Source organism: Parafrankia elaeagni, from assembly GCF_000374165.1.
GTDB classification, from domain to species: Bacteria; Actinomycetota; Actinomycetes; order Frankiales; family Frankiaceae; genus Parafrankia; species Parafrankia elaeagni.
Genome location: NZ_KB893705.1, coordinates 49,930 through 72,991, shown reverse-complemented (window position 1 = coordinate 72,991; position 23,062 = coordinate 49,930). Strand labels below are relative to the sequence as shown.

Below are 23,062 nucleotides of genomic sequence, written 5' to 3'. Positions count from 1 at the left end.
GGCTAGGTTCCTCTCGGTAGAACAGAACCAAGATCAATACCGAGCAACGCATCGACGATATCGCGGACGGTCACCTGTTCCGGCACAGCCGTACCGCCAGCCCTCCCGCCGCCCGCCGTGCCGTCCGCCGCGAGCGCGGCAGCAGCCCAGGCGTCGACGGCGGCGGCAGCGCCCGGAGCGTCGAGCCCGTCCGCGAGCCGGGCCCGGACGTCGGCGAGCACGGACCGCGTGTCCGGGGCGGACGCGGGCGGCAGCGCCGCGGCCGCCCGCCATCGCTCCAGGGCCTGCGCAGCCGCGGGCAGGGCGCCCGGTGTCCACTCCCATTCCTCGGTGTGATGGTGGCGCAGCAGGGCCAGCCGGATCGCGGCCGGCGCCACCCCGTTCGCCAGCAGCCGCGAGACGAACTCCAGATTGCCCCTGGACTTCGACATCTTGTGCCCGTCAAGCCCGACCATGGCGGCGTGCACGTAGGCGCGCGCGAACGGCCAGGCGCCGTTCGCGACCTCGGCGTGCGCGGCGCTGCACTCGTGGTGCGGAAACGCGAGATCGCTGCCGCCGCCCTGGACGTCGATGGTCGCGCCCAGGTAGTGCCGGGCGATGGCGGAGCACTCGACGTGCCAGCCCGGCCGGCCCGGCCCGAACGGCGACGGCCAGGACGGCTCACCGGGCCGTTCCGCGCGCCACAGCAGCGGGTCCAGCGGGTCCTTCTTGCCAGGCCGGTCGGGGTCACCGCCGCGCTCGGCGCAGGCGGTCAGCATCTGGGCGGCGTCCAGACCGGCGACCTGGCCGAAGTCCTTCGCGGCGGCGACGGAGAAGTACAGGTCGCCCTGCACCGGATAGGCGGCGCCGCGCTCGACCAGCTGGGCGACCATGTCGACGATGAGCGGCACGGCCTCGACGACGCCGATGTAGTGGTCCGGCGGGAGGATGCGCAGTGCGGTCATGTCGGCGCGGTACAGCTCGATCTCGCGGCGGGCGAGGTCCTGCCAGTCGACCCCGTCGCGCTCGGCGCGTTCGAGTAGCGGGTCGTCGACGTCTGTGACGTTCTGCACATATTGCACGGTGTGCCCAGCGTCACGGACCGTGCGCTGCAGCAGGTCGAAGGTCAGGTAGGTGAAGGCGTGCCCCAGGTGCGTGGCGTCGTAGGGGGTGATCCCGCAGACGTAGAGCCGGACCGTCGACCCGAGCGTCAACGGCCGCACCTCGCCGTGGGCGGTGTCGAGAACGCGAAGGTCGCGACCCTGTCCGGGAAGCCGGGGCAGCTGGGGAGAGGGCCACGCGTCCATGCGTGTCAGGGTAACCGGGGTGCTGGCAGCCGCGGGACGAGCTGCGCAGCCTGGACAGCCCGCGCAGTCGGGGCGAGCCGGCGGAGCCGGACGGGTTCGGACCGCCGGGAACGTCCGTGGGAAGCGGAGCCGGGGCGGGCCCGGCCGGGCCGCCGCCACGGCCTGAGGCGGCCCGGAGACGTCCAGGCGGGTCACGGAAGCTGCGGCCGGGCTGGTCAGGGCCTCAGAACGGCGGCCAGGGGATGGCGGGCCAGTCGGCTGAGGGCATCGGGAAGCGGCGGCGCCTCAGCAGACGCTCCACGCGGGCCTGGACGGCGGAGATCTCCGCGGTGGTGAGCAGTGGCGCCAGCCGCTCACCGAGGCCTGCTTCGAGGGATCCGCTCAGACCACGGAGCAGCGCGGTCTCCGCGTTGGTGAGCCGCTCGCCCCGCCACGTCCACAGCAGTGTGCGCAGCTTGTCATCGGTGTGGAACGTCACACCATGGTCGATGCCGTAGACCCGCCCGGACGGCGCGGGCAGCAGGTGGCCGCCCTTGCGGTCGGCGTTGTTGATCACCGCGTCGAACAGGGCGATGCGCCGCAGCCGCGGATCGTCCGACCGGGTGAGTCCGACGAGGTCCACGGTCGTGTCGACATCGATCCAGAGCTGGACCATGCCCTCGCCGAACGGGCCCGGCCGCAGGACGGTGGGCGGCACGATCCCCAGCTCCATCGCCTCGGAGACCTCGTAGGCGGCGAGCTCGCGGCCGGCGAGCGTACCGTCCGGGAAGTCCCACAGCGCCCGTTCCCCGCGCACCGGCTTGTAGACGCAGCGCGCCTCGGACCCGCCCGCGTGGATCTCGCACAGCAGGGTCGCGTTGCTCGCGTCCACCAGCCGCCCGGAGATGTCCAACTCGCCGCAGCGGAGCAGCTCCAGCGCCTCGACCGCGCCGAGCCCGCCCCCGTCGAGCGGGTCGAGCGGACCGGCTGGACCGTTGCTTCCCGGGTCGGGACCGGCCGAGGACAGGCTCACGCCTCCAGTCTGGACGTCGAGGACGGCACGGGTGGAACGGGGCCGCCCGATGCGGCCCCCGTCACCGGCACGACACCGGCGCCGCCGCCGACGATCTCGTCCTCGCTCGGGGCCCGGCCGGCACCGGCCCCACCGTTCCCGCCGGCACCGCTGTCCCCGCCCGTGCCGCCGTCACCGCCGTCGTCCGTGCCGCCGGGCGGTGGCGGAGCCGGCAGCAGGTCGGCTACGGACCCGCCGATGTCGTTGATCCGCCGGACGAACGGACGGTGGTCGCCGTACCGCACCACGGTCAGCGAGCAGGGATCGACCGTGATCCGGTGGTACATGTCGAGGTGCATGCCCAGCGCGTCGGCGACCACGGTCCGGATCACATCGCCGTGCGAGCACAGCAGCCAGGTCGCGTCGGGGCCGAGCCGCTCGTTCCACTCGCGCACCGCGGTCACCCCGCGGGCCTGGGTGTCACGCAGTGCCTCCCCGCCCGGAAAGGTCACCGCGCTCGGCTGGCTCTGTACGACCTTCCACAGCGGTTCCCCGGCCAGGGCGACGAGCTCCTTGCCGGTCCAGTCGCCGTAGTGGCACTCTCCCACCCGGTCGTCGGTGACGACGGCCTGGGTGCCGCCCGGGGCGGCGGGGCCCGCCGGCCGGCGGCCCGCGATCGCCTGGGCGGTCTGGTGACAGCGGTCGAGCGGACTGGACACGATCGCGGCCAGCGGGATCCCGGCGAGGCGTTCGGCCAGCGCCGAGGCCTGCGCGCGGCCCCGGTCGTCGAGGCCGACCCCCGGGGTCCAGCCGAGCAGGATCTTGCCGGTGACCTCGGTGAGACCGTGCCGCACCAGCAGGACTGTGGTCAACCCAGACTTCCCTTCACCCATGCACAGCAGACGGGGGCGCCCACCAGGCGACACAGTCGGACACACGGGCCGTCCTCGCCGGCCGTCCCGCCCGGCCGACGAAGGTCGGACCTGCATGCCGACCAGGCAGGACCTGCCCGTGAGGGCGTCCACGCACCGAGGTGACGGCGCGTGATCAGACCACCCGGGGACCACCCACCGCACCACGCTACCGAGCGGGCGCACCCGGGACTGTCGGAGGCGTCGTTACGCTTCGGCCATGCCCGAAGATGCCGTCGACATCCCGCTTGCACCCGCCTCCGCGCCCGGGGACCGGGGCGCGGCACCCGATGGCGCGGCAGTCTTCGCGGCGTTCTGCGACGCGGGCCTGTGGCCCGGGCTGGGGCGGACGACCGCCGGCCGGCTCGGCGAGGCGGGTATCGAACGCCGTGAGGAGGTGGACCTGGCCCGGCTGTCCGCCGTGCCCGGAGTGTCCGGGCCGCGGGCTCGCCGCCTGCTCGACAGCTTCCGCGCGGCGGAGCCGGCCTATGCGGCGGTGGAGCTCCTCGTCGCGGCCCGGATGCCGGCGCGGCTGGCCCGCGGGCTCACCGACGCCCTCGGTCCGCAGGCCGCCGAGGCGCTGCGTGCCGACCCATGGTCCCTGCTCGACGGCGGCACGGCCGAGCTCGGCGACGCCGACCGCCTCGCCCGCCACTTCGGGCTCGACCGCGGTGACCCGCGGCGCGGTCCAGCGGTCGTCACCCACCTGCTCGGCCGCGCGGCCAGCCGCGCGGGCGACACCGCCGCGCCACTGGAGGACGTGACCCGCGCCACAGCCCGCGAAGGAGTCGCCGATCCGGCGGAGGCGCTGACCGCCGCGCTCGACACCGGCCGCGCGGTGCAGGTCGACGACCGCGTCGCCCTGGAGCGGTACGCGATGGCCGAGCAGGCGGTCGCCGACGGCGTGGAACGCCTCCTCGCGACCGCGGAACCGCTGCGGCCCGGTGCGGACGGGCCGTCGCGGCGGGCCCGCCGCGACGGTGGCGGCGGTGGCGGAGCCGGGCCGGTGTCCGCGCCGCTGCCTCCGCCGGCGACCATGTCGATGTTCGACGACGACACCGATGACACCGACGCCGAGCCCGAGGACGGCGCCCGGCCGGGGGATGACGAACCGGTCGCCCTCGACGGTCGCGGCCCCTCGGCGGCCGGCGGCGACGCGGCGGGCGGGGAGGTCCCCGATCCCGGCGCCGAGGCGGACCGGGCCGTCGCCGGCCTGGACGAGGTCCAGCTCCTGGCCGCGCGCACGGCGCTGGAGGTCGGCGTCAGCGTGCTGACCGGCGGTCCGGGCACGGGCAAGAGCCGGACGGTCGCCGCGGTCGTCCGGCTCGCCGAGGCTGCCGGGGTGGAGGTGGCACTCGCCGCCCCGACCGGACGGGCCGCCAAGCGGCTCGAGGAGCTGTGCGGTGCGCCGGCGAGCACTCTGCACCGTCTGCTGGGTGCTCAGGGCCGCGGCGGCGGTTTCAGCCGGGACGAGCACAACCCGCTCGACGCCGACCTCGTCGTCGTCGACGAGACGTCCATGCTCGACGCCGAGCTCGGCGCCGCCCTGCTGGACGCGTGCGCCGACGGCACCCATCTGCTGCTGGTCGGCGATCCCGCCCAGCTACCCAGCATCGGCCCCGGCCAGCTGCTCGCCGATCTGCTGGAGTCCGAGACCGTCCCGGTGACGGAGCTGACCCGGCTCTACCGGCAGGCGGACGGCGGCGCGATCGCGACGATGGCCGCGGCGGTCCGCCACGGGGAGCTGCCGCCCCCGCCGCCGGGCCCGGGCCGCGAGGTGGTCGTCGTGCCCGCACGTTCGTCGGGCGAGGCGGCCCACCGGGTGGTCCAGCTCGTCAGCGACTCGATCCCGCGTGCGCTGGGCATCCCGTCGGCCGAGGTCCAGGTCGTCACACCGGTACACGGCGGGCCGGCGGGGACGACCGCGCTGAACACCGCGCTGAAGCGGACGCTCAACCCCGGTCCCGGCGAGGTCTCCGGCTTCGACGTCGGCGACCGGGTCGTGGCCACGGCGAACCATCTCGACCTGGGGTTCGCCAACGGCGAGATCGGCGTCGTCGTGGCGCTCGGCGAGCGTGGCGGGCTGCGGGTGGCCTTCCCCGGCGGCGAGCTGGACATCCCGTCCCACGGTGTCGTCGATCTCCGACACGGCTGGGCCGTGACGGTCCACCGCGCCCAGGGCAGCGAGTGGGCCGCCGTGGTCGGGGTCTTCCCGCCGGAGGCCGGGCGGATGCTGAACCGGCCGCTGATCTACACGGCGATCACCCGGGCACGCAGTCACCTCTCCGTCGTGTCGGTGAACGGCCCGGCGCTGCGCGCGGCCGTCCGCGACGCGGGCGGGCGGCGCCGGATGACCCTGCTGCCGGCGCTGCTCGCCGGCGGCTCCGCGGACCCGTTCGGTCTGGCCGAGGACATGGACGACGAGGACGAGATCGGTGCGGCCGGGAGCCACGGCGGTGAGCCGACCGACAGGATCATCGCGGCGGCCGCCCCGGCTCCCGCCAGCACGTGAACAGGACAATGATGAGACGACTGACGCTCCGTGCAGTGCCCCGCGGCAAGATCGCGTGTCGTGCGCATGGGTAGCGTTCGGGTGGTGAGCGCAGACGACCTGCCAGCCGGTCAGGTCGGGGAACCGTCCTCGGCACCGGAGGACCCGGGCACTCCCCCCCGGGAGCCACGGGCGACCCAGCCCGGCGGCGCCGAACCCGCGGGGGCACGGGCACCGATGCCGCGCACGCCGCCGGACGTGCCGGATCTGACAGATTCACCGGATTCACCGGATTCACCGGATTCGCCGGATTCGCCGGATTCGCCGGATCTGTCGGACGCACCGAGGGAGCCCCACCAGGACTCGTCGCCGGATCCGTCCGGTGACCCGACGTCGCTGGTCGAGCGGGTCTCCATGCCCGCGCCGGCGCCTCGGGCCCGCGGGCCGCTGGTCACCGAACAGGTCCCGATCGAGCGGGCGGGCCCGGCTGAGCAGATCGTGCCGGTCCACCAGGCCCCCACCCCCACCCCCGCTCCCGCGGACGGCCCCGAGGACGGTCCCGAGGCAGTGGGACCGGCCACGCCGGAGCAACCGACTCCGACGGAGCCGTCCGGGGAGGCGGAGCGCCCGCAGGCGGCCCCGTTGAGGCATCGCCTGGCGGCCGGCGGAACGCGCGTGCGGCGTTGGGTCGTCACCACGGCGCCGCAGCTGTTCCTGGCAGGGACGCTGCTGGCGGTCGCGGTGGGCGCCGTGCTGCGGTTCGCCACACCGAGCCATCTGTGGCTGGACGAGTCACTGACGGTCGGCATCGCCTCACGTTCCGTGCCGGATCTACTGCAGGCGCTGCGTCACGACGGGTCACCGCCCCTGTACTACCTGCTCCTGCACGGGTGGATCACCCTGTTCGGCGACGGGGACATCGCCGTACGATCGCTGTCGGGCGCGCTCTCCCTGGCCACACTCCCGCTGGCCTGGCTCGCCGGCCGTTTCGTGGGCCGCGCCGCGGCCTCGCTCGGCAACGGCGGGCCGACCACCGAGCACCGGGTCGGTCTCGCGGCCCTGTTGCTGTTCGCCTGCTCGCCGTACGCGATCCGGTACGGCAGCGAGACGCGGATGTACTCGCTCGTCGTCCTGCTGGTCCTGGTGTTCGGGTTCGCGATCGTGCGGGCGCTTGACCGCTCGAGCCTGCCCCGCCTCGCCCTGCTGACCCTCGCGACGGCCGCGCTGGTCTACACGCACTACTGGACGTTCCTGCTGGTGTTCACCGTCGCCGCGTTCCTGCTCGTGCAGGCACGGCGACGGCGGACCTACCAGCGCCCGGCACTGCGGGCGTTCGGGGCGATGGCGGCCTCCGCGGTGCTGTTCGCGCCCTGGATGCCGGTGTTCCTGTTCCAGATGCTGCACACCGGCACGCCCTGGGCGCCCCGGGTGCAGGCACAGGTGCTGCTCGACACCGTCTTCGACTGGGCCGGGCCGCAGTCGACCGGGGCCCTGCTGGGCATCATCCTCCTCGGGGGCGCCCTGATCGGGCTCACCGCCAGGCCGCTGGGCCGCGAGCTGCACGTCAAGATCTCCGGCCGGTCCCCCGGGCGGTACCTGGCCGCTATCTGGCTGGTGCCACTGCTGCTGGCCTACTTCGTCAACATGTTCGGCGGCAGCGCCTACGCCGAGCGGTACACCGGCATCGCGCTGCCTGCCTGCCTGCTGCTGGCATCACTGGGGATCGCGCAGGTGCCCGTGCACCGGGCGTTCGCGGCGGTGCTCGTGGCCGCCTCGGTCAGCGGTCTGCTGGGCGGGTACCAGCTCGCCCGCACCGAACGGACGCAGGCCGGCGAGATCGCCGACCGGATAGCGCGGATCGCCCGCCCGGGCGACGTCGTCGCCTACTGCCCGGACCAGCTGGGCCCGGCGGTGCACCGGGCGATCGTGCGCCGGGGGGACATCGACGTGCGGGAGATCGTCTACGCGGACGAGACCGGCCCGGCACTCGTCGACTGGGTCGACTACGCCGACCGGATGAAACGTGCGAACGGCACCGCCTTCGCCGCCGAGGTCAACGAGCTCGCCGGGCCGGACCATGCCGTCCTGCTCGTCCGCGCGGACGGGTACCGCTTTCTCGAGGGCGCCTGCGCCGTGCTCTCCGACCAGCTCGCGGCCCTGCGCGACCGCGCGCTCCAGGTGGAGAAGCGCAACCTCTACGAGGGTGCGTCCCTCGAACGGTTCTCGACGCTGCGCTGATCACCCGCCGCAGCGCACACCGCGAGCACCAGCAGCGCCATCGGCAGTGTGTAGTGGTTGAAGAAGGTCTGTTTGTTCATCAGGTCCAGGGCCAGCAGCACCAGGGCGGAGCCCGCGCAGAAGCCGGCGGCTCCGCCGCGGGCCCGCCAGGCCAGCAGGTAGCTGAGGGCGAGCACGACCGCGGTCACCCCGAATCCGAGGGTGATCCCGAAGTGGTGGGCCCAGCCGGGGACGGAGAGCGAGTGGTCCAGCACCTGGTAGTCGAGATTCGTGCGCACGGCGTCGTCGAAGAAATCCCGCGGGGAGGCGACCAGCCAGGGCAGGACGGTCGCCAGACCGAGGCCGGCCGCCCAGAGCGCCCGGCGCGGCCCGAACGCCGGCCAGCAGGCGGCCAGCGGGAGCACGAGGGCCACGTGCTGCTTGCTGGCCAGCGCGAGGGCGAAGGCCACCACGGCCAGCCGGGTGTGCCCGGTCGTGACCGCCCAGACGGTCCCCGCCAGCAGCAGCACGAGGAGCGGTTCCGTCCATGACTGCTGAAGGGCATACATCGATTCCGGGAACACGATGACCAGCAGCGGGAGCACGGGCGCGACGACCAGGACCCGCGACGGCCATCCTGCGGGCTCACCGTCACCCGCGGGCTCGGCGCCGCCGGGTGCGGCGCCGCCGCGGGCCTCGCCGGCCGGGCGGCCCGCGACGAGGGCACGCGCCGCGACGGCGGTCAGGACCAGCGCCAGCAGCAGGCCATGGCGAACGTCCCCGAAGACCCACCGGAACGGGGCGAGCAGCAGCGAGGTGCCGGGCAGGTAGGGGTAGACGTCGAACAGGCCACCGGCGGTGTAGGTGGCCCGGTCCGGGCCCCACTGCTGGCGGTACATGTTCTCGCCCCGGGCGAGACCGGAGGTCGACACCTGCAGCAGATGGAACACGTCGATGCGTGGTCGCGGCGCGGCGATGACCGTGGCCACCCCGGCGGCGGTGGCGAGCCCGAGCACCCCCCGGAACACGCCGTCCCCCGCCCACCAGGAGCCGCCGAGCCAGCGACCGAGACGATCGGTGCCCCCGGGGCGCGCGCGTGACAGGAACGGGCCGAGGAGGGCCGCGGCCGCCAGGGCGCCGGCGAGGGCGGCGAGGATGTCCGCGGCGAGTGCCGCCGGGCCGGTGGCGTAGTACCGCGGGTGCCGCACAACCGGGCCGACGGCGACCACGACAGCACACAACACGATCGCCACGCGTCCACTCGTCCCCACGGACGGGCCCGCCCGGCGATCCCTGCGCTCGGCGGGCCAGCCGAGGGCGGCGGTGACGGCGGCGGCTCCGAACAGCACCGCGGCAAGGGCCAGCGGGCTGTACCGCCCGTCGGACGCGCTGATCCCCACCGCGGTCCCGCACCAGCCCAGCAGGAGCAGATCAACCTGCGGTCGTCGAGGCGTGCCGGAACGGACGGATCGGCGGGTCGGCTCGGCCGCCGGCGGCTCGCGGGGGTCGGGCAGAGCGCGGAACATGTCCGCACGATCCCAGAGCGCCCCGCGTCGGCGGGTCACCGACCTTACCGGCCGGCGCCGGATCCGTGGTCTTCCCGCTCGCCGCGAACGCCCGGGAACCGCTGCGGTGGCCCGGCGCCGGGGGGTCCGGTGAGGCGACGGTAACAACCATGCGAGACTGCCCCGGAGGCCGGATGCGAAGGTTCCGGCACCGGGAGGGGTTCCGTCAGCCGCGGGCGTGAAACACGCCGCAGGCCTACCCCTACTGACCACGGACGATGTCGTTGAGGAGAGGTCCGGCACAGTGACCGAAAAGCCAGAGGTAGTCGTCATCGGAGCCGGGCCGGCCGGTCTGTCCGCCGGCTGGGAACTGATGAAGCGGGAGATCCCCGTGACGATTATCGAGGGTGACTCGGTAGTCGGTGGAATCAGCCGTACGGCCCAGCGGGACGGCTGGCGGTTCGACATCGGCGGCCACCGCTTCTTCACCAAGGTCCCCGAGGTCGAAAAGCTGTGGCACGAGATCCTGCCGGATGAGGACTTCCTGCTCCGGCCGCGATCCAGCCGCATTTACTACAAGGGGAAGTTCTTCGACTACCCCCTGAAGGCCGGCAACGCGCTGGGTAACCTCGGCGTTCTCGAGGCGGCCCGCTGCATCGGCTCGTACGCGGCCGCCCGGGTTCGCCCGCCCAAGGACCAGTCGGACTACGAGAGCTGGCTGGTCGCCCGCTTCGGCTGGCGGCTCTACCGCACCTTCTTCAAGACCTACACCGAGAAACTGTGGGGCGTGCAGGTCAGCGAGATGCCGTCCGACTGGGCCGCCCAGCGGATCAAGAGCCTCTCCATGAGCAACGCCATCCTCAATGCGGTGCTGCCGAAGCGGAACCAGAAGGAGATCACCTCCCTCATCGAGGAGTTCCAGTACCCGAAGTTCGGGCCGGGAATGATGTGGGAGACCGCCGCCGACAAGATCACCAAGCAGGGCGGGCGGATCGTCTTCGAGGAGAAGGTCCGCAAGATTCACCACGAGAACGGGCGTGCCACCGGCGTCACCACGGTGGTCACGGGCGGCTACGGGCCCGGTGCCGGGGCGCCCGAGTCGTCCCGCAGCGACCTCGGCACCGAGTACCAGTACACCGGCGACCACTTCATCTCGTCGATGTCGTTCTCCTCGCTGGTGCGCGTGATGGACCCGCCCGTGCCGCCGCGTGTCCTCGCCGCCGCGAACGCCCTCAAGTACCGCGACTTCCTGACCGTGGCGCTGGTCGTGCCCGAGTCCGCCGGATTCCCGGACAACTGGATCTACATCCACGCTCCGGACGTGAAGGTCGGCCGCATCCAGAACTTCGCCTCCTGGTCGCCGTTCCTGGTGAAGGACGGCAAGACCTGCCTCGGGCTCGAGTACTTCGTCTTCGAGGGCGACGAGATGTGGAACTCCTCGGACGAGGACCTGATCGCCCTCGGCACCCGGGAGCTGGCGAAGCTGGGCCTGGTCGGCTCGGCCAAGGTCGAGGCCGGTTACGTCGTGCGGATGCCCAAGGCCTACCCGTACTACGACATGGACTACAAGAAGAACGTCGACATCATCCGCGGGTGGCTCGAGGACAACACGCCGAACGTCCACCCCGTGGGCCGTAACGGCATGCACCGCTACAACAACCAGGACCACTCGATGCTGACCGCGATGCTCACGGTCGAGAACATCATCGACGGCAAGTCCCACGACGTCTGGGAGGTGAACGTCGAGGAGGATTACCACGAGGTTTCCTCCACGAAGCGCGCCTAGACCGCGGACGCGCGGTTGTGATCCCACCTCCGGTGAGGTGGGATCCGGATGTGTTCCGCGCACCCGGCGTGGCCGGTGCGCGACTGGGCGCGTCATCCTGGGCGCGTCGACGTTCACCTGCAGCAATGTGCCCGCGAGCGCGGGCCGGCCGGCCGCCCTGCGCGGAACGGCCGGCCCGCCCTGCGGCCCCTGGCACCGAAGGGACAGACCGTGACCGACGTCGCGGTGCGGCCGGCGGAAGACACGCCCGGGCCGGTCGACAGGGCCGGCACGCGGCCCGGCCGCGAGGAGCGGATCTTCCGGGCCGCACTCGTACTGATCATCACCGCGGCGGTGGTGGTGCGTTTCATCGCCCGCCAGCCGCTCTGGCTGGACGAGGCACAGAGCGTGGCGATCGCCCGCCTCCCCCTCTCCGGAACCGGCCCGACCATGTGGGACGGGCTGCTGGAGGACGGCTCGCCACCCCTCTACTACATCCTCCTGCACCTGTGGACGTCCGTTCTCGGGGACGGCACGAGTGCGGTGCGGGCCATGTCCGCGGTGATCAACCTCGGCTCGGCAGTGCCGTTGTACTACCTCGGCCGCCGGCTGGTAGGGCAGCGGGCGGCGAAGGTCGCGGTGGTGTTCTACCTGACCTCGCCGTTCGCGCTGTACTTCGGCACCGAAACGCGGATGTACAGCCTCATCGTGCTGCTCACCACGCTCGGTGGCCTGGCCCTGGAGCGGGTGCTGCGGGAGCCGCGCGCGAAGAACATCGCCGTGCTGGCCCTCTGCTCCGGCTGCCTCGCGCTCACCCACTACTGGTGCCTCTACCTGCTGGTCACCGTCGGCGCGTGGCTGATCGGCCTGGTCTTCCTGCGGCGGCGGCTCGCGGCGGCGCAGGCGGTGCGCGACGCGCGCTCCACCCGCCCCGGCGGGCGCGCGCGTGGCGGGCACCGGCCGGGCTCGGTCCGCGTACCGCGCACCGCGGCGACGGCTGCCAGTCCGGTGCCGCCGGGCGGCGCGCCGGCCGCGGGGCTGGCGGAGACCGCCGACCAGTGGGCCGGCGGCCGGCACCCGGCCGAGGTCCTCGCCGACACGGTGGACGCCCCCGGGCGGACGGTGCCGCCCTGGTCCCCGCGCGGTCCGCTGGCGGGCATTGTCGGCATCATTGCCGGCGGCCTGGTGTTCGCGCCCTGGCTGCCGAACTTCTTCTCCCAGCTCGCGCACACCGGCACCCCGTGGGGTGAGCCGGCGTCCTTCGCGGCCGTCAGCCACGCCTACGGCCAGTGGGCCGGCGGGCCCACCACCCTCGGGCGGCTGCTGCTGTTCCTGATCACCGGACTGGTCGCCGCGGGCATCGCCGGGCGCCCGCTCGGCGGCCGGTTCCTCCTGCTCGACCTGAGGGGGCTCGAGCCGGGCCGTACCCTCTTCCTGCTCGCCACCGGGACGCTGATCGTCGCCGTCGCCGCCGGCAAGGCCGTGGGCAACGCCTGGGCCGACCGCTACACCGCGACGGCCTTCGTCCCGTTCCTGCTGGTGGTCGGTCTCGGCGCCACGATGCTGGCGAACCGGCGAGTGTTCCACGGTGTGATCGCCATAGCCGCGCTGACCGGTGTCATCGCCGGCACGAGCGACGTCCGGCGGGAGCGTTCCCAGGCCGGCGAGGCCGCGGCTGTCCTCACCCGGCTGGCCAGCCCCGGGGACATCCTGCTGGTGTGCCCGGACCAGCTCGGACCCGGGCTCGCACGCACCGTTCCGTCCTGGCTCAAGGTGTACGTGGTGCCGACCTACGCCGGGCCGGACCGGGTGGACTGGGTCGACTACGAGGAACGGAACGAAAGCGCCAACGGGGTCGCGTTCGCGGAGCGGGCCCTGGCCGAGGCGGGGACGAACACGGTCTTCATGGCCGGCTCGGGTGCCTACCGGACCTACGAGGAGTTGTGCACCCAGGTCCGGACGACCCTGCAGGAGCGGCGCCCGAACGCCGACGAGGTGATGGAGCAGGGGCTGCCGACGCGGGTCTACGAGAACTACGCCCTGCTGCGCTTCCGGGCGTCATGACCGAGCCCGGACCACCGGGCGCTGCCGGGGGAGGTTCCTGGTTCGAGACCGCTCGGCCTGCGTACCCGGACCGGCGCCGCCCCACCCCGCCGCAACCGACGCCGACGCCGCACGGGGGCGCCGGGGCGGCGGTCTCGGACGCACCGGCGCCGGGGCAGGATGCGCTGGACGGCACGGCGGCGCCGGAACGCGCGGCAGCCCCGGCCTCCCGGCCGGCGCCTGCTCCCGTCCTCGAACGCGGAGCTGCTGCGGCGGCGGGTGCCTGGGCTCGGCGCTGGTACTTCCGGGAGATCCTGGTCGCCTGGATCGCCGCCCGCGTGGTGGTCGGAGCCGCGCTGGGCCTGACCCGTTTCCTCGCCGACAGCGTCCGGGAGGACAGCGCGGCCGGGCTGGAGACGACGGGCCTGCTCGGCTGGGATGCCGGCTGGTACCTCACCATCGCCGAGCACGGGTACGAGGCGTCCGGGGACGAGAGCCGCCGTTTCTTCCCGCTGCTGCCCCTGCTGGTCCGGGTGTTCACGGTCCTGCCGGGGCTGGGAGGTCACAGCGGCGCGGTGTTGGTGGCGCTGGTCAACGTGCTGGCACTCGGGTTCGCGCTGGCACTGGTCGGCGTGGCGCGTACGGAGGGTTTCGGCGAGGACGCGATCCAGCGGCTGATCTGGATCTCAGCACTGGCGCCGCCCGCCTTCGTCCTGGTGATGGGTTACGCGGAGGCGCTGGCCGGGCTGCTCGCCGCCGCCGTGGTCCTCGGGGCACGCACCCGCCGCTGGGAGATCGCGGCCGCCGCCGGGCTGCTCGGCGGCCTGTGCCGGCCGCTGGGCCTGTTGCTGGCCGTCCCGGTGGCGATCGAGGCGGCCCGGGGGCTGCGTCTGCCACTGGCCGGCCGGCTCGGGGCGGCGGGGGCGCCCGGGCCGCTGGTCCGTCCCGTGGCGGCCGGTGGGCCGACCGGCCGGGAGATGCTCAGCCGGTTCGCTGCGGTCATCGCCCCGATTGTCGGCGCCGGTGTGTATCTGATGTGGTCCGCCTCGGCGCACGGGGACGGGCTGGCACCGCTCACCATGCAGCGGGACGCGGCCCGGCACGGCAGCACGGGCAATCCGCTCGCGACCATCGTCGACGCGGCCCGCGGAGCGACGACCGGCGAGCTCGGCACGGCCCTGCACGTGCCCTGGCTGCTGCTCGCCGTGGCGGCCCTGGTGGTGATGGTCCGTACCCTGCCGGTGTCGTACGCCGTGTGGTCCGGGCTGGTGTTCGCGGCCGTGGTGACCGGCAGCAATCTCGATTCGTCCGAGCGCTACCTGTATGGCGCCTTCCCGTTCCTGCTGGTGGCCGCCATGGCCACAGCTCGCCGCGAGGTGTGGAATCTGGTGATCACGGTTTCGGCGGCGGCGATGACCGTCTATGCCACGCTGGCGTTCACGCTGTCCTACGTCCCCTGACCTGTTCCCCCGGGCAGGTCACCCGGCGCGGCCTGCCGACCCGCGGCGCGGTTGACCCGCGTCTTCCCGACGTTTTGTGGCCGCGATGCGGCCACACTCTTGTGCACGATCGGCCGCTACGCCAAGGTTTCCCCTCAGGACACCCGGCGTTCACAGGCCCACCGGGGCCGCGGCACCGATCCGCGGGCGCCGGTGCGGACGTCCGCGCGCGGGAGGACCGCCGGCGCACCGGGCCGGCGCAGCGGGAGGTGCACGCGTCTTGGCGGACAGGAATCTCGAGTACCAGAATCTGACCATGCCCCCGGGTACCGACCGGCGGACGGCGGTCGCGATCCTCACTCTGCACGCCGAGTTCGGCGACTGGGAGCTCGACCGCTCCCGGATCTACCCCGATGGGACCCGCCGAGTAGTGCTACGCCGGCGGCGCCGACCGGGCGGCCTTCCCGGGTATCTGCCCACCTGAGTCCGCCCGGCCGCTTCCGGCCGCCCGCCGGCCGCGGCTGCCCGGCGGTGGCGGCACGCTGCCTCGGTTCCGATGGGGGCAACACGTCCCGTCCGGGGTGCCGCCCGTCTGCGTGACAGCGGCGTCCCGTGACGTGAGGATCGCCACGATCTCCCTTCCGCTACGCGGCGGAAGATGGTGAGGCGGACGGACCGTGAACCACTCCGTCAGACACCCATCGGCATGTGGGGAGCGATTGTGACCGCTACGAGCGACGGGCACCAAAAGCATCGGGTCGTGATCATCGGCTCCGGTTTCGGCGGGCTGTTCGCCGCCCAGGCTCTGCGCCGCGAGCCCGTCGAGGTGACTGTCGTCGCTAAGACCACACATCACCTGTTCCAGCCACTGCTTTACCAGGTTGCGACGGGCATCCTTTCCGAGGGCGAGATCGCCCCGGCGACGCGTGAGGTGCTGCGCCGCCAGCAGAACGTACGGACCGTTCTCGGCGAGGTCGTCGGTATCGACCTCGCCGCGAAGACGGTGACGTCCAACCTGCTGGGGCGCACGGACGTGCAGCCGTACGACAGCCTGATTGTCGCGGCCGGCGCCGGTCAGTCCTATTTCGGGAACGACCACTTCGCCGAGCACGCCCCGGGCATGAAGAGCATCGACGACGCGCTGGAGCTGCGCGGGCGGATCTTCGGCGCCTTCGAGGTGGCCGAGACCTCGCCCGACCCGGCCGACGCCGCGCGCTACATGACCTTCGTGGTGGTCGGCGCCGGTCCGACCGGTGTGGAGATGGCCGGCCAGATCGCCGAGATGGCGCATCGGACGCTGCGCCACGACTTCCGGAAGGTCGACACCACCAAGGCCCGGATCATCCTCCTCGACGCCGCGCCGACGGTGCTCGGCACGTTCGGGGAGAAGCTGGCCGGCAAGGCCACCGCGAAGCTGGAGAAGATCGGCGTCGAGATCCAGCTCGGCGCCCGGGTCGTCAACGTCGACTCCCGCGGCATCGACGTCGAGGACTCCGACGGCACCCGGCGCCGGATCGAGTCCGTCTGCAAGATCTGGGCTGCCGGCGTCGCCGCCAGCCCGCTCGGCAAGCAGCTCGCCGAGCAGTCCGGCGCGGTCCTGGACCGCGCCGGCCGGATCCAGGTGCAGCCGGACCTGACCCTGCCCGGTCACCCCGAGGTGTTCGTCGTCGGGGACATGGCCACCCTCGACCGGCTTCCTGGTGTGGCCCAGGTCGCCATTCAGGGCGGCAAGTACGCCTCGAAGACGATCGCCACCCGGTTGCGCGGCGGCCCGCCGATGCGCAACTTCGAGTACAAGGACAAGGGCAGCATGGCCACCATCTCGCGCTTCAGCGCGGTGGCCAGCATCAAGGGCGTGCAGCTCAGCGGGTTCCTGGCCTGGCTGATGTGGCTCGCCGTGCACCTCGTCTACATCATCGGCTTCAAGCACCGGGTGACGACCCTGCTGCACTGGACGGTGAGCTTCGTCGGCCGCGGCCGCTCGGAGCGGACCGTCACCCAGCAGCAGATCTTCGCCCGGTCGGCGCTGCAGCGCCTCGGGGAAGGCTTCATGCCGACCCTGCCCGACGACTGGGCCTCCCGCGGCCCGTCCGCGGTGACCCGCCCGGCAGCGCAGCCGGGGGCCGTCCCCACGGCCCGGAAGGCGGGCGCGGACGCGCCCCGTCTCACTCCGGACGGCACACCGTCCGGAGGCGCGGCCTCGGGAAGCACCTCCACCGGCACCGCCTGACCACGGGCGCGGGCCGGACGGATCCGTCCAGCAGGCCCGGCCCCGGAGCCGAGTGCCCCGGAGCCGGGCCTGCTGCCGTCCCGGCTCGGGCCCCTCCTGCCCGTCCCCGCCCGCCGGTGAGCGACGCTGCCCGCGCGGCGGCGGTCAGGTTCCGGTCAGGAGGAGGCGAGGAAGCGGTCCAGCACGCGGACACCGAACCGCAGGGCGTCGACGGGCACCCGCTCGTCGACGCCGTGGAACATCCCGGCGAAGTCGAGGTCGGGCGGCAGCAGCAGCGGCGAGAAGCCGAAGCAGCGAATACCGAGGCGGGAGAACGACTTCGCGTCGGTGCCGCCGGAGAGCATGTAGGGGACGGCGCGCGCCGCCGGGTCCTCCGCCCGCAGCGCCGAGGCCATCGCCTCCACCAGCGGTCCGTCGAACCCGGTCTCCAGCGCCTGGTCGTTGACCACCCACTCGCGCCGCACCTCCGGCCCGAGAAGCTCGTCGACCTGGCGCAGGAACTCCTCCTCCTGGCCGGGCAGGTAGCGCCCGTCCACGTAGGCGGTGGCCTCCCCGGGAATCACGTTCACCTTGTGGCCGGCCGCCAGCTGGGTCGGGTTCACCGTGTTGCGGATCGTCGCGCCGACCATGCGGGCGATCGGGCCGAGCTTCGCGATCGTGCTCTCGATGTCGCCCGCGTCGAGCTCGATGCCCAGTGCCTCGCCGATCGAGTCGAGGAACACCCGCACCGTCGGGGTGACCACGATCGGGAACTGGTGGCGGCCCAGCCGGGCCACCGCCTCGCACAGCTTGGTGACGGCGTTGTCCTCGCTGAGCATCGACCCGTGGCCCGCCCGCCCGGCCACGGTGAGCTTCATCCAGGCGATGCCCTTCTCAGCCGTCTCGATGAGGTAGAGCCGCAGGTCGTCCGAGACCGTGTAGGAGAACCCGCCGACCTCGCTGATCGCCTCCGTGCAGTCGGCGAAGTGGTCGGGGTGGTTGTCGACCAGCCAGCGCGCCCCGAGGGTGCCCCCGGCCTCCTCGTCCGCCACGAAGGCCACCACGAGGTCACGCGGCGGACGACGGCCGGAGCGGGCCATGTCACGCACGACCGCGAGGGTCATGGCGTCCATGTCCTTCATGTCGATGGCGCCCCGCCCCCACAGACAGCCGTCGAGCTCCTCACCGGCGAAGGGATGCACGCGCCAGTCCGTCGGGTCGGCCGGGACGACGTCCAGATGGCCGTGGATCAGCAGCGGTGAGCGGGACGGATCCGAGCCCGCCAGCCGGGTCACGACACTCGTGCGGCCCGGGGCGGACTCGAGCAGGACCGGCTCCAGGCCCACCTCGGCCAGCTTCTCTGCCACGAACTCGGCGATCGGCCGCTCGTGGCCGTCGCCGTTCCCCCGGTTGACGGACTCGAACCGGAGCAGATCCCGACACAGGTCCACCACCTCGGACTCCGCCGTCAGCGCCGCGCCGGCGCCTGCCGCCTGCCCCGAGGTGGCCACCGGCAGGTCCTCGGCGGCGGGGACGTCAGGGGGATCGAGGGACGCGTTTGCCATGACCCCAGTCTGCCCCTCCGGTCATGCGTTCACCGGAGCAGGGACGTAGCGTCCCCAGAAGGCGTTCCGCGCCGGTTTCCGGCCTGTGAACGACCCGCGGTCGCCTGTCAACGACCCGCGATCGCCCGGCGCGCCGCCCGTGGCCGGCGTGCCATCCGGTAGGAGGACCCGGTCGGCAGGAGGACCCGTTATGACTGTGTACCGATGCCCGCGCGGCGACCTGGGCTGCGCCGCGGTGTTCCCGACCACCGGTGACCTGGACTATCACCTGAAGCTGGCACACGGGTACGGGCGGTTGGCGCGATTCCTCGCCAGCCTGTCGAGAACGACGGTGCTCCCCGGCGGGCCGAGGCCCGTCCGCCGGGTCCCGGACGGGCTCGAGGGCGGCCCGGGGACGCCCACCACCGCACAGGCACACCGCGACGACGCCGGGGTGGTCCAGACCCGGGTGCTGGAGCGGAACAGGCCGGCCCGGCACTAGGAACCGCGGTTCACCACGTCCGCGGCCGGACGGGTGGGTGCGCAGGGCCACCCGGGCTCAGGTCGCTCCGCCGATGCCCGTCGTCACCACCGCGTCCCCCGGGTCGTCATCACCGTGTCCTCCGGGGAGCCGGGAACTCTCCGGGGAACCAGCGGCCCGGTTGCGACGCCGGAGCGGAACGGCCAACGCGACCACGAGCATCAGTGCCAGGACAGCCCCGAGGGCGCCGGTGGGCACACCCACAAGCTTCAGCCCACTGAGCGAGACCACCACGACGACAGCCGGCCGGATAAAACGGCTGGTCGAGCTGCCCGCCGAGATCCGCGCGCCGAGATAGACGCCGGGAAGCGAACCGACGAGCAGCGAGCTGGTCAGTCCCAGCTGGAAGTCACCGAAGATCAGGTGGCCGAGCGACGCCGCCGCGACCAGCGGGACCGCCTGCGCGAGATCGGTGCCGACCAGCTGGGAGGCACGAATCGACGGGTACAGCGCGAGCAGCATGACGATGATGAGCGATCCGGAGCCGACCGAGGTCATCCCGACCACGAGCCCACCGACGACGCCGGTCGCCAGAGTCGGCAGCGGCCGGACCGTGATCGCGGCGGCATCCGCCACCGCGGGGCCGCGGCGGCGGTCCAGCTCCGACTTCGCCAGCATCGCCAGGGCCGCGATGATCAGAATCACGCCCATGGTGATCTTTATCCGGTGCTGGACCGTGTCGCCGTCCCCCAGCGCCCGAAGGATCAGCACCCCGCAGAACCCGGCGGGCACCGACCCGAGCACCAGCCAGCCGACCAGCCCCCGGTGGACGGTACCGCGACGCAGGTGAACCGTCGCCCCCACGGGCTTCATCACCGCCGACGCGACAAGGTCGCTCGAGACGGCCGCGAGCGGCTGTACGCCGAACAGCAGTACCAGGACAGGCGTCATCAGCGCGCCGCCACCCATACCGGTCAGCCCGACCACGAAGCCCACGAGCAGCCCGGCCAGGGCCACCAACGGGTCCATCTCCATCCAGACCACCTTCCCGGTAGGGAGACTACGCATTTCTCCCGACGGATCGGCGGATCATGGATGATCACCGGCGCTCGGCCCGTTCGGAGACGGATCCGATCGGCGGTCTCACCCGATCATCGGCACGCGCGCCGACGATCGGCAGCCGGCCGGGGACGGCGAGGGCTCCGTCCGCGCCGCCGGGCGCCCGCCGCCCGCTCGACACGACCAGAAAATGCCGTTAACCACAGGCACCCTCGCCACAAACAAAGATTCTTTGTTTGACGATGAATCCAACGTGGCAGGCCCCCTGCTGGTGCGGGGCCGCCGCACGTGGATCATTCATGGGGGAGTTATGAGAAAGTCCGCACCACGCAGGATTCTCGTCCTCGCGGCGACGGGCGCGACGGTCGCCGCCCTGGGCCTGGGCCCGGGCGCGGTTTCCGCGCAGGCATTCTGGGAGGACAAGGGCTACCAGAATGACTACGGAAAGGACTGGCGAGGCGACAAGGACGACTGGAACAAGGACAAGTGGGAGAAGGACCGCTGGGAGAAGGACCGCTGGGAAAAGGACAAGTGGGGTAAGGACCGCTGGGAAAAGGACCGCTGGGAGAAGGACAAGTGGGGTAAGGACCGCTGGGAGAAGGACAAGCGAGGCAAGGACGACTGGGACTGGGACTGGAACTGGTGATCTGCTGACCAGGCGGTTTCGGCACAGCTGAAATCGGACCGGGGAACGGAACGTGACGGCGACCGGCATGCCCCGGCGACCGCCGGCGCCCTTCCGCTGACGCGGCGTTCCGCTCCCCGGCGTCTGGCGATCATCCCAATGTCCGGTGGTCAGCCCACCTCGAGGCACCTCAGATGATCAGCTCACTGACGCCCCACGTCGCCACCATCGCGATACCCGCGCATATCTCCACGAACACCCCGACACCGAAGGCGACCGTCGCCGCCCACGTCGACGCCACGGCCTGGCCGGGATCGCGCAGACGGGCGAGTTCGGCCAGGTAGATCCCGGCGAGGCCGCCGACGAGCAGGCCGACGACAGGCACGACGAAGAACCCGATCACGGCGCAGACCGCGCCGACCAGCATCGTCCCGAACGGCGCTCCTGCCGCTGACGCGGCCCGACCCGGCAGCACGTACTTGGCGAGCGACCCGACGACGAACAGTGCGCTGATGACCGCCAGCACCAGCCAGCGCGCGGTACCGCCACCGTCCGCGATCGTCCACCAGACGCCGGCGCCCCAGACGACCAGCAGGCCTGGAAGCACGGGCACCAGGACACCGACGAGGCCGAGCGCCATGACCAGGGCAACCGCGAACAGCTCCACGCCGCTCATGGCGATGACCTCCCGACATCGGCCCGCCTCCGCGGCGGTGGGCCACTCACGCTCCGCCCTCGTGCCCCGCCCCGGCTCGGGGCACCGACACCCGCTCCGCCCGAAAATACCCCCCGCCGGGGCTGCTGACCGCCGATCAGGCCGGGCTCTCCTCGACCCTGCCCTCCGCCACGGTGAGCCGACGGGTCACCCGCACGGCCTCGAGCAGGCGCCGGTCGTGGGTGACCAGCAGCAGGGTCCCCTCGAATCCCTCGACGGCCTGCTCCAGCTGTTCGATGGCGGGCAGGTCGAGGTGGTTGGTGGGCTCGTCCAGCACCAGGCAGTTCACCCCGGCGCCCTGCAGCAGGGCCAGCGCGGCCCGGGTGCGCTCGCCGGGCGACAGCGACGCGGCCGGCCGCGTCATCTGATCCGCCCCGAGCCCGAACTTCGCGAACAGCGTGCGGACGTCGGCGGCCGTTCCTCCGGTGACCTGCTCGGCGACGGTGGCCGCCGTCGCCTCGCCCCGGAAGCGCGACCGGGCCTGGTCGATCTCGCCGAGGAGCACGCCCGAACCGAGCATGTGCTGTCCCGCGGTCAGCGGCTGGCGGCCGAGCAGCGCGGCCAGCAGCGTGCTCTTGCCTGCCCCGTTCGGGCCGGTGATCACCACCCGGTCGGCCCAGGCGACGGTGAGGTCCACCGGCCCGAGCCGGAAACCCGACCGCTCGACGACGGCACCGCTGAGGGTGGCGACCACATCTCCCGAACGGGGGGCGGTGGCGATGGACATGCGCAGCTGCCACTCCTTGCGCGGTTCGGCCACCGCGTCTCCGCTGTTCTCCAGCCGTTCGAGCTGGGTCTGCAGCGTGCGGACCCGGCCCGCGCTCTTGGTCGCCGCCTCGATCCGCGCACCGCGGGCGGACCGGTCCCCGTCCGGCGCCCGCCGCTTGGCCCGCACCGCTCCGCGCACCGACTGCTCGCGCTGCCGCTGCACCTGCCCGACGAGGTCGGCCCGGCGGTCGGCGAAACGCTCGTAGCGCTCCCGGGCCTGCCGGCGAGCCAGGCCGCGGGCCTCCAGGTAGGCGTCCCAGCCGCCCGCGTACCGGGTGACGGAGTGCTGGTGCCGGTCGATCTCGACGACCGCGTCGATCGTCCGGTCCAGGAACTCCCGGTCGTGGCTGACGACGACAAGTGCGCCCGGCATCTGCGTGACGTACTGCTCAAGCCGCTCCAGGCCGTCGAAGTCGAGGTCGTTGGTGGGCTCGTCCAGCAGGGTGATGTCGAAGCGGGAGAGCAGGACACTCGCGAGCGAGCCACGCGCCGCCTCACCGCCGGAGAGGGCCGCGGTGGGGCGGTCCAGCGACCCTGTGGGCAGGCCCAACTCGGCGACGACCTGCTCGGCCCGGTGGTCCAGATCCGCGGCGCCGAGCGCGAGCCACCGTTCCAGCGCCTCGTTGTAGCGGTCATCGGCGCCGGCGACGGACGCGGACAGGTCCGCGGTGGCCCGGTCGAGGGCTTCCTGGGCAGCCGTCACGCCGGTCCGGCGAGCCAGGTACTGCCGGAGGGTCTCGTCCTGGCGGCGGTCGGGTTCCTGGGGCAGCAGGCCGACGGCGGCGGCGGGCGGCGAGAGGTCGACCCGGCCACTGTCCGGCGGCACCTGGCCGGCGAGCGCCCGCAACAGGGTCGACTTGCCCACCCCGTTCGGCCCGACCACGCCGAGACGGTCACCGGGCACGACAGTGAGCGAGATCCCCGCCAGGACGACGGCGCCGCCTCGCAGCACAGTCAGATCGGACGCGACAAGAGTGGCGGACATGGCTCCAGTGTCGCCGGGGGCCGCACCA

General features: G+C 72.9%; 17 protein-coding genes. 9 read left to right on the top strand and 8 right to left on the bottom strand.

The annotated features are described in order from the left end of the window. Positions 1–2: 2 nt before the first annotated feature. The 3 genes from mshC to B207_RS32845 all read right to left on the bottom strand — a co-directional run bounded on the left by mshC (position 3) and on the right by B207_RS32845 (position 3,149). A complete protein-coding gene (gene mshC, locus B207_RS0106395; RefSeq protein ID WP_018635696.1) occupies positions 3–1,286 on the bottom strand; it encodes a cysteine--1-D-myo-inosityl 2-amino-2-deoxy-alpha-D-glucopyranoside ligase in 1,284 nt (427 codons plus the stop codon). Between the two features lie 223 nt (positions 1,287–1,509). Then, positions 1,510–2,298, bottom strand: coding sequence for an SCO1664 family protein (locus tag B207_RS0106390; protein ID WP_018635695.1), 789 nt, complete (start codon positions 2,296–2,298; stop codon positions 1,510–1,512). After that, a complete protein-coding gene (locus tag B207_RS32845) occupies positions 2,295–3,149 on the bottom strand; it encodes a histidine phosphatase family protein (protein ID WP_018635694.1) in 855 nt (284 codons plus the stop codon). The genes B207_RS0106390 and B207_RS32845 overlap by 4 nt, the downstream gene beginning before the upstream one ends. Before the next feature lie 259 nt (positions 3,150–3,408). Between B207_RS32845 and B207_RS0106380 the strand changes: the two genes are divergently transcribed. Both B207_RS0106380 and B207_RS32835 read left to right on the top strand, forming a co-directional pair. Then, positions 3,409–5,700, top strand: coding sequence for an AAA family ATPase (locus B207_RS0106380; protein WP_018635693.1), 2,292 nt, complete (start codon positions 3,409–3,411; stop codon positions 5,698–5,700). A gap of 393 nt (positions 5,701–6,093) precedes the next feature. After that, complete coding sequence (locus tag B207_RS32835) at positions 6,094–7,917, top strand: glycosyltransferase family 39 protein (RefSeq protein WP_018635691.1); 1,824 nt, start codon at positions 6,094–6,096, stop codon at positions 7,915–7,917. Here B207_RS32835 and B207_RS0106370 read toward each other — a convergent pair. Then, entirely contained in the window at positions 7,875–9,422 is a 1,548-nt protein-coding gene (locus B207_RS0106370; protein WP_018635690.1) for a hypothetical protein, read from the bottom strand. The genes B207_RS32835 and B207_RS0106370 overlap by 43 nt on opposite strands. Before the next feature lie 283 nt (positions 9,423–9,705). Between B207_RS0106370 and B207_RS0106365 the strand changes: the two genes are divergently transcribed. The 5 genes from B207_RS0106365 to B207_RS0106345 all read left to right on the top strand — a co-directional run bounded on the left by B207_RS0106365 (position 9,706) and on the right by B207_RS0106345 (position 16,878). Further along, positions 9,706–11,187, top strand: a complete 1,482-nt coding sequence (locus B207_RS0106365; protein ID WP_018635689.1) for an NAD(P)/FAD-dependent oxidoreductase — start codon at positions 9,706–9,708, stop codon at positions 11,185–11,187. Positions 11,188–11,397: 210 nt separating this feature from the next. Next, positions 11,398–13,230 (top strand): glycosyltransferase family 39 protein, encoded by a 1,833-nt coding sequence (locus tag B207_RS0106360; RefSeq protein ID WP_018635688.1) that lies wholly within the window; start codon positions 11,398–11,400, stop codon positions 13,228–13,230. Further along, a complete protein-coding gene (locus B207_RS0106355; RefSeq protein WP_018635687.1) occupies positions 13,227–14,669 on the top strand; it encodes a mannosyltransferase family protein in 1,443 nt (480 codons plus the stop codon). Before B207_RS0106360 ends, B207_RS0106355 begins: the two co-directional genes overlap by 4 nt. A 259-nt stretch (positions 14,670–14,928) precedes the next feature. Next, entirely contained in the window at positions 14,929–15,132 is a 204-nt protein-coding gene (locus B207_RS0106350; protein ID WP_018635686.1) for a DUF5703 family protein, read from the top strand. Positions 15,133–15,354: 222 nt separating this feature from the next. Beyond that, positions 15,355–16,878 carry an NAD(P)/FAD-dependent oxidoreductase gene (locus B207_RS0106345; RefSeq protein ID WP_035740160.1) on the top strand — a complete coding sequence of 508 codons (1,524 nt, stop codon included), beginning with the start codon at positions 15,355–15,357 and terminating at the stop codon, positions 16,876–16,878. A 155-nt stretch (positions 16,879–17,033) separates the two neighbouring features. On the opposite strand, the gene B207_RS0106340 is transcribed toward B207_RS0106345, so the two are convergent. Further along, positions 17,034–18,422 carry a M20/M25/M40 family metallo-hydrolase gene (locus tag B207_RS0106340; RefSeq protein WP_018635684.1) on the bottom strand — a complete coding sequence of 463 codons (1,389 nt, stop codon included), beginning with the start codon at positions 18,420–18,422 and terminating at the stop codon, positions 17,034–17,036. 190 nt (positions 18,423–18,612) lie between these two features. On the opposite strand from B207_RS0106340, the gene B207_RS32830 reads away from it, so the two are divergent. Next, the gene (locus B207_RS32830; protein ID WP_018635683.1) at positions 18,613–18,903 is read left to right on the top strand and encodes a hypothetical protein; all 291 of its coding nucleotides are present in this window, start codon (positions 18,613–18,615) and stop codon (positions 18,901–18,903) included. Between the two features lie 57 nt (positions 18,904–18,960). On the opposite strand, the gene B207_RS32825 is transcribed toward B207_RS32830, so the two are convergent. Further along, complete coding sequence (locus tag B207_RS32825) at positions 18,961–19,917, bottom strand: sulfite exporter TauE/SafE family protein (protein ID WP_018635682.1); 957 nt, start codon at positions 19,915–19,917, stop codon at positions 18,961–18,963. A 277-nt stretch (positions 19,918–20,194) separates the two neighbouring features. Here B207_RS32825 and B207_RS0106320 point away from each other — a divergent pair, with 277 nt between their 5' ends. Next, positions 20,195–20,587, top strand: coding sequence for a hypothetical protein (locus B207_RS0106320; RefSeq protein WP_230204871.1), 393 nt, complete (start codon positions 20,195–20,197; stop codon positions 20,585–20,587). Between the two features lie 169 nt (positions 20,588–20,756). Here the strand turns inward: B207_RS0106320 and B207_RS0106315 are convergent, their stop codons facing one another. Further along, positions 20,757–21,242 (bottom strand): DUF456 domain-containing protein, encoded by a 486-nt coding sequence (locus B207_RS0106315; protein ID WP_018635679.1) that lies wholly within the window; start codon positions 21,240–21,242, stop codon positions 20,757–20,759. 136 nt (positions 21,243–21,378) lie between these two features. Next, positions 21,379–23,034, bottom strand: a complete 1,656-nt coding sequence (locus B207_RS0106310; RefSeq protein WP_018635678.1) for an ABC-F family ATP-binding cassette domain-containing protein — start codon at positions 23,032–23,034, stop codon at positions 21,379–21,381. Positions 23,035–23,062 lie beyond the last annotated feature (28 nt).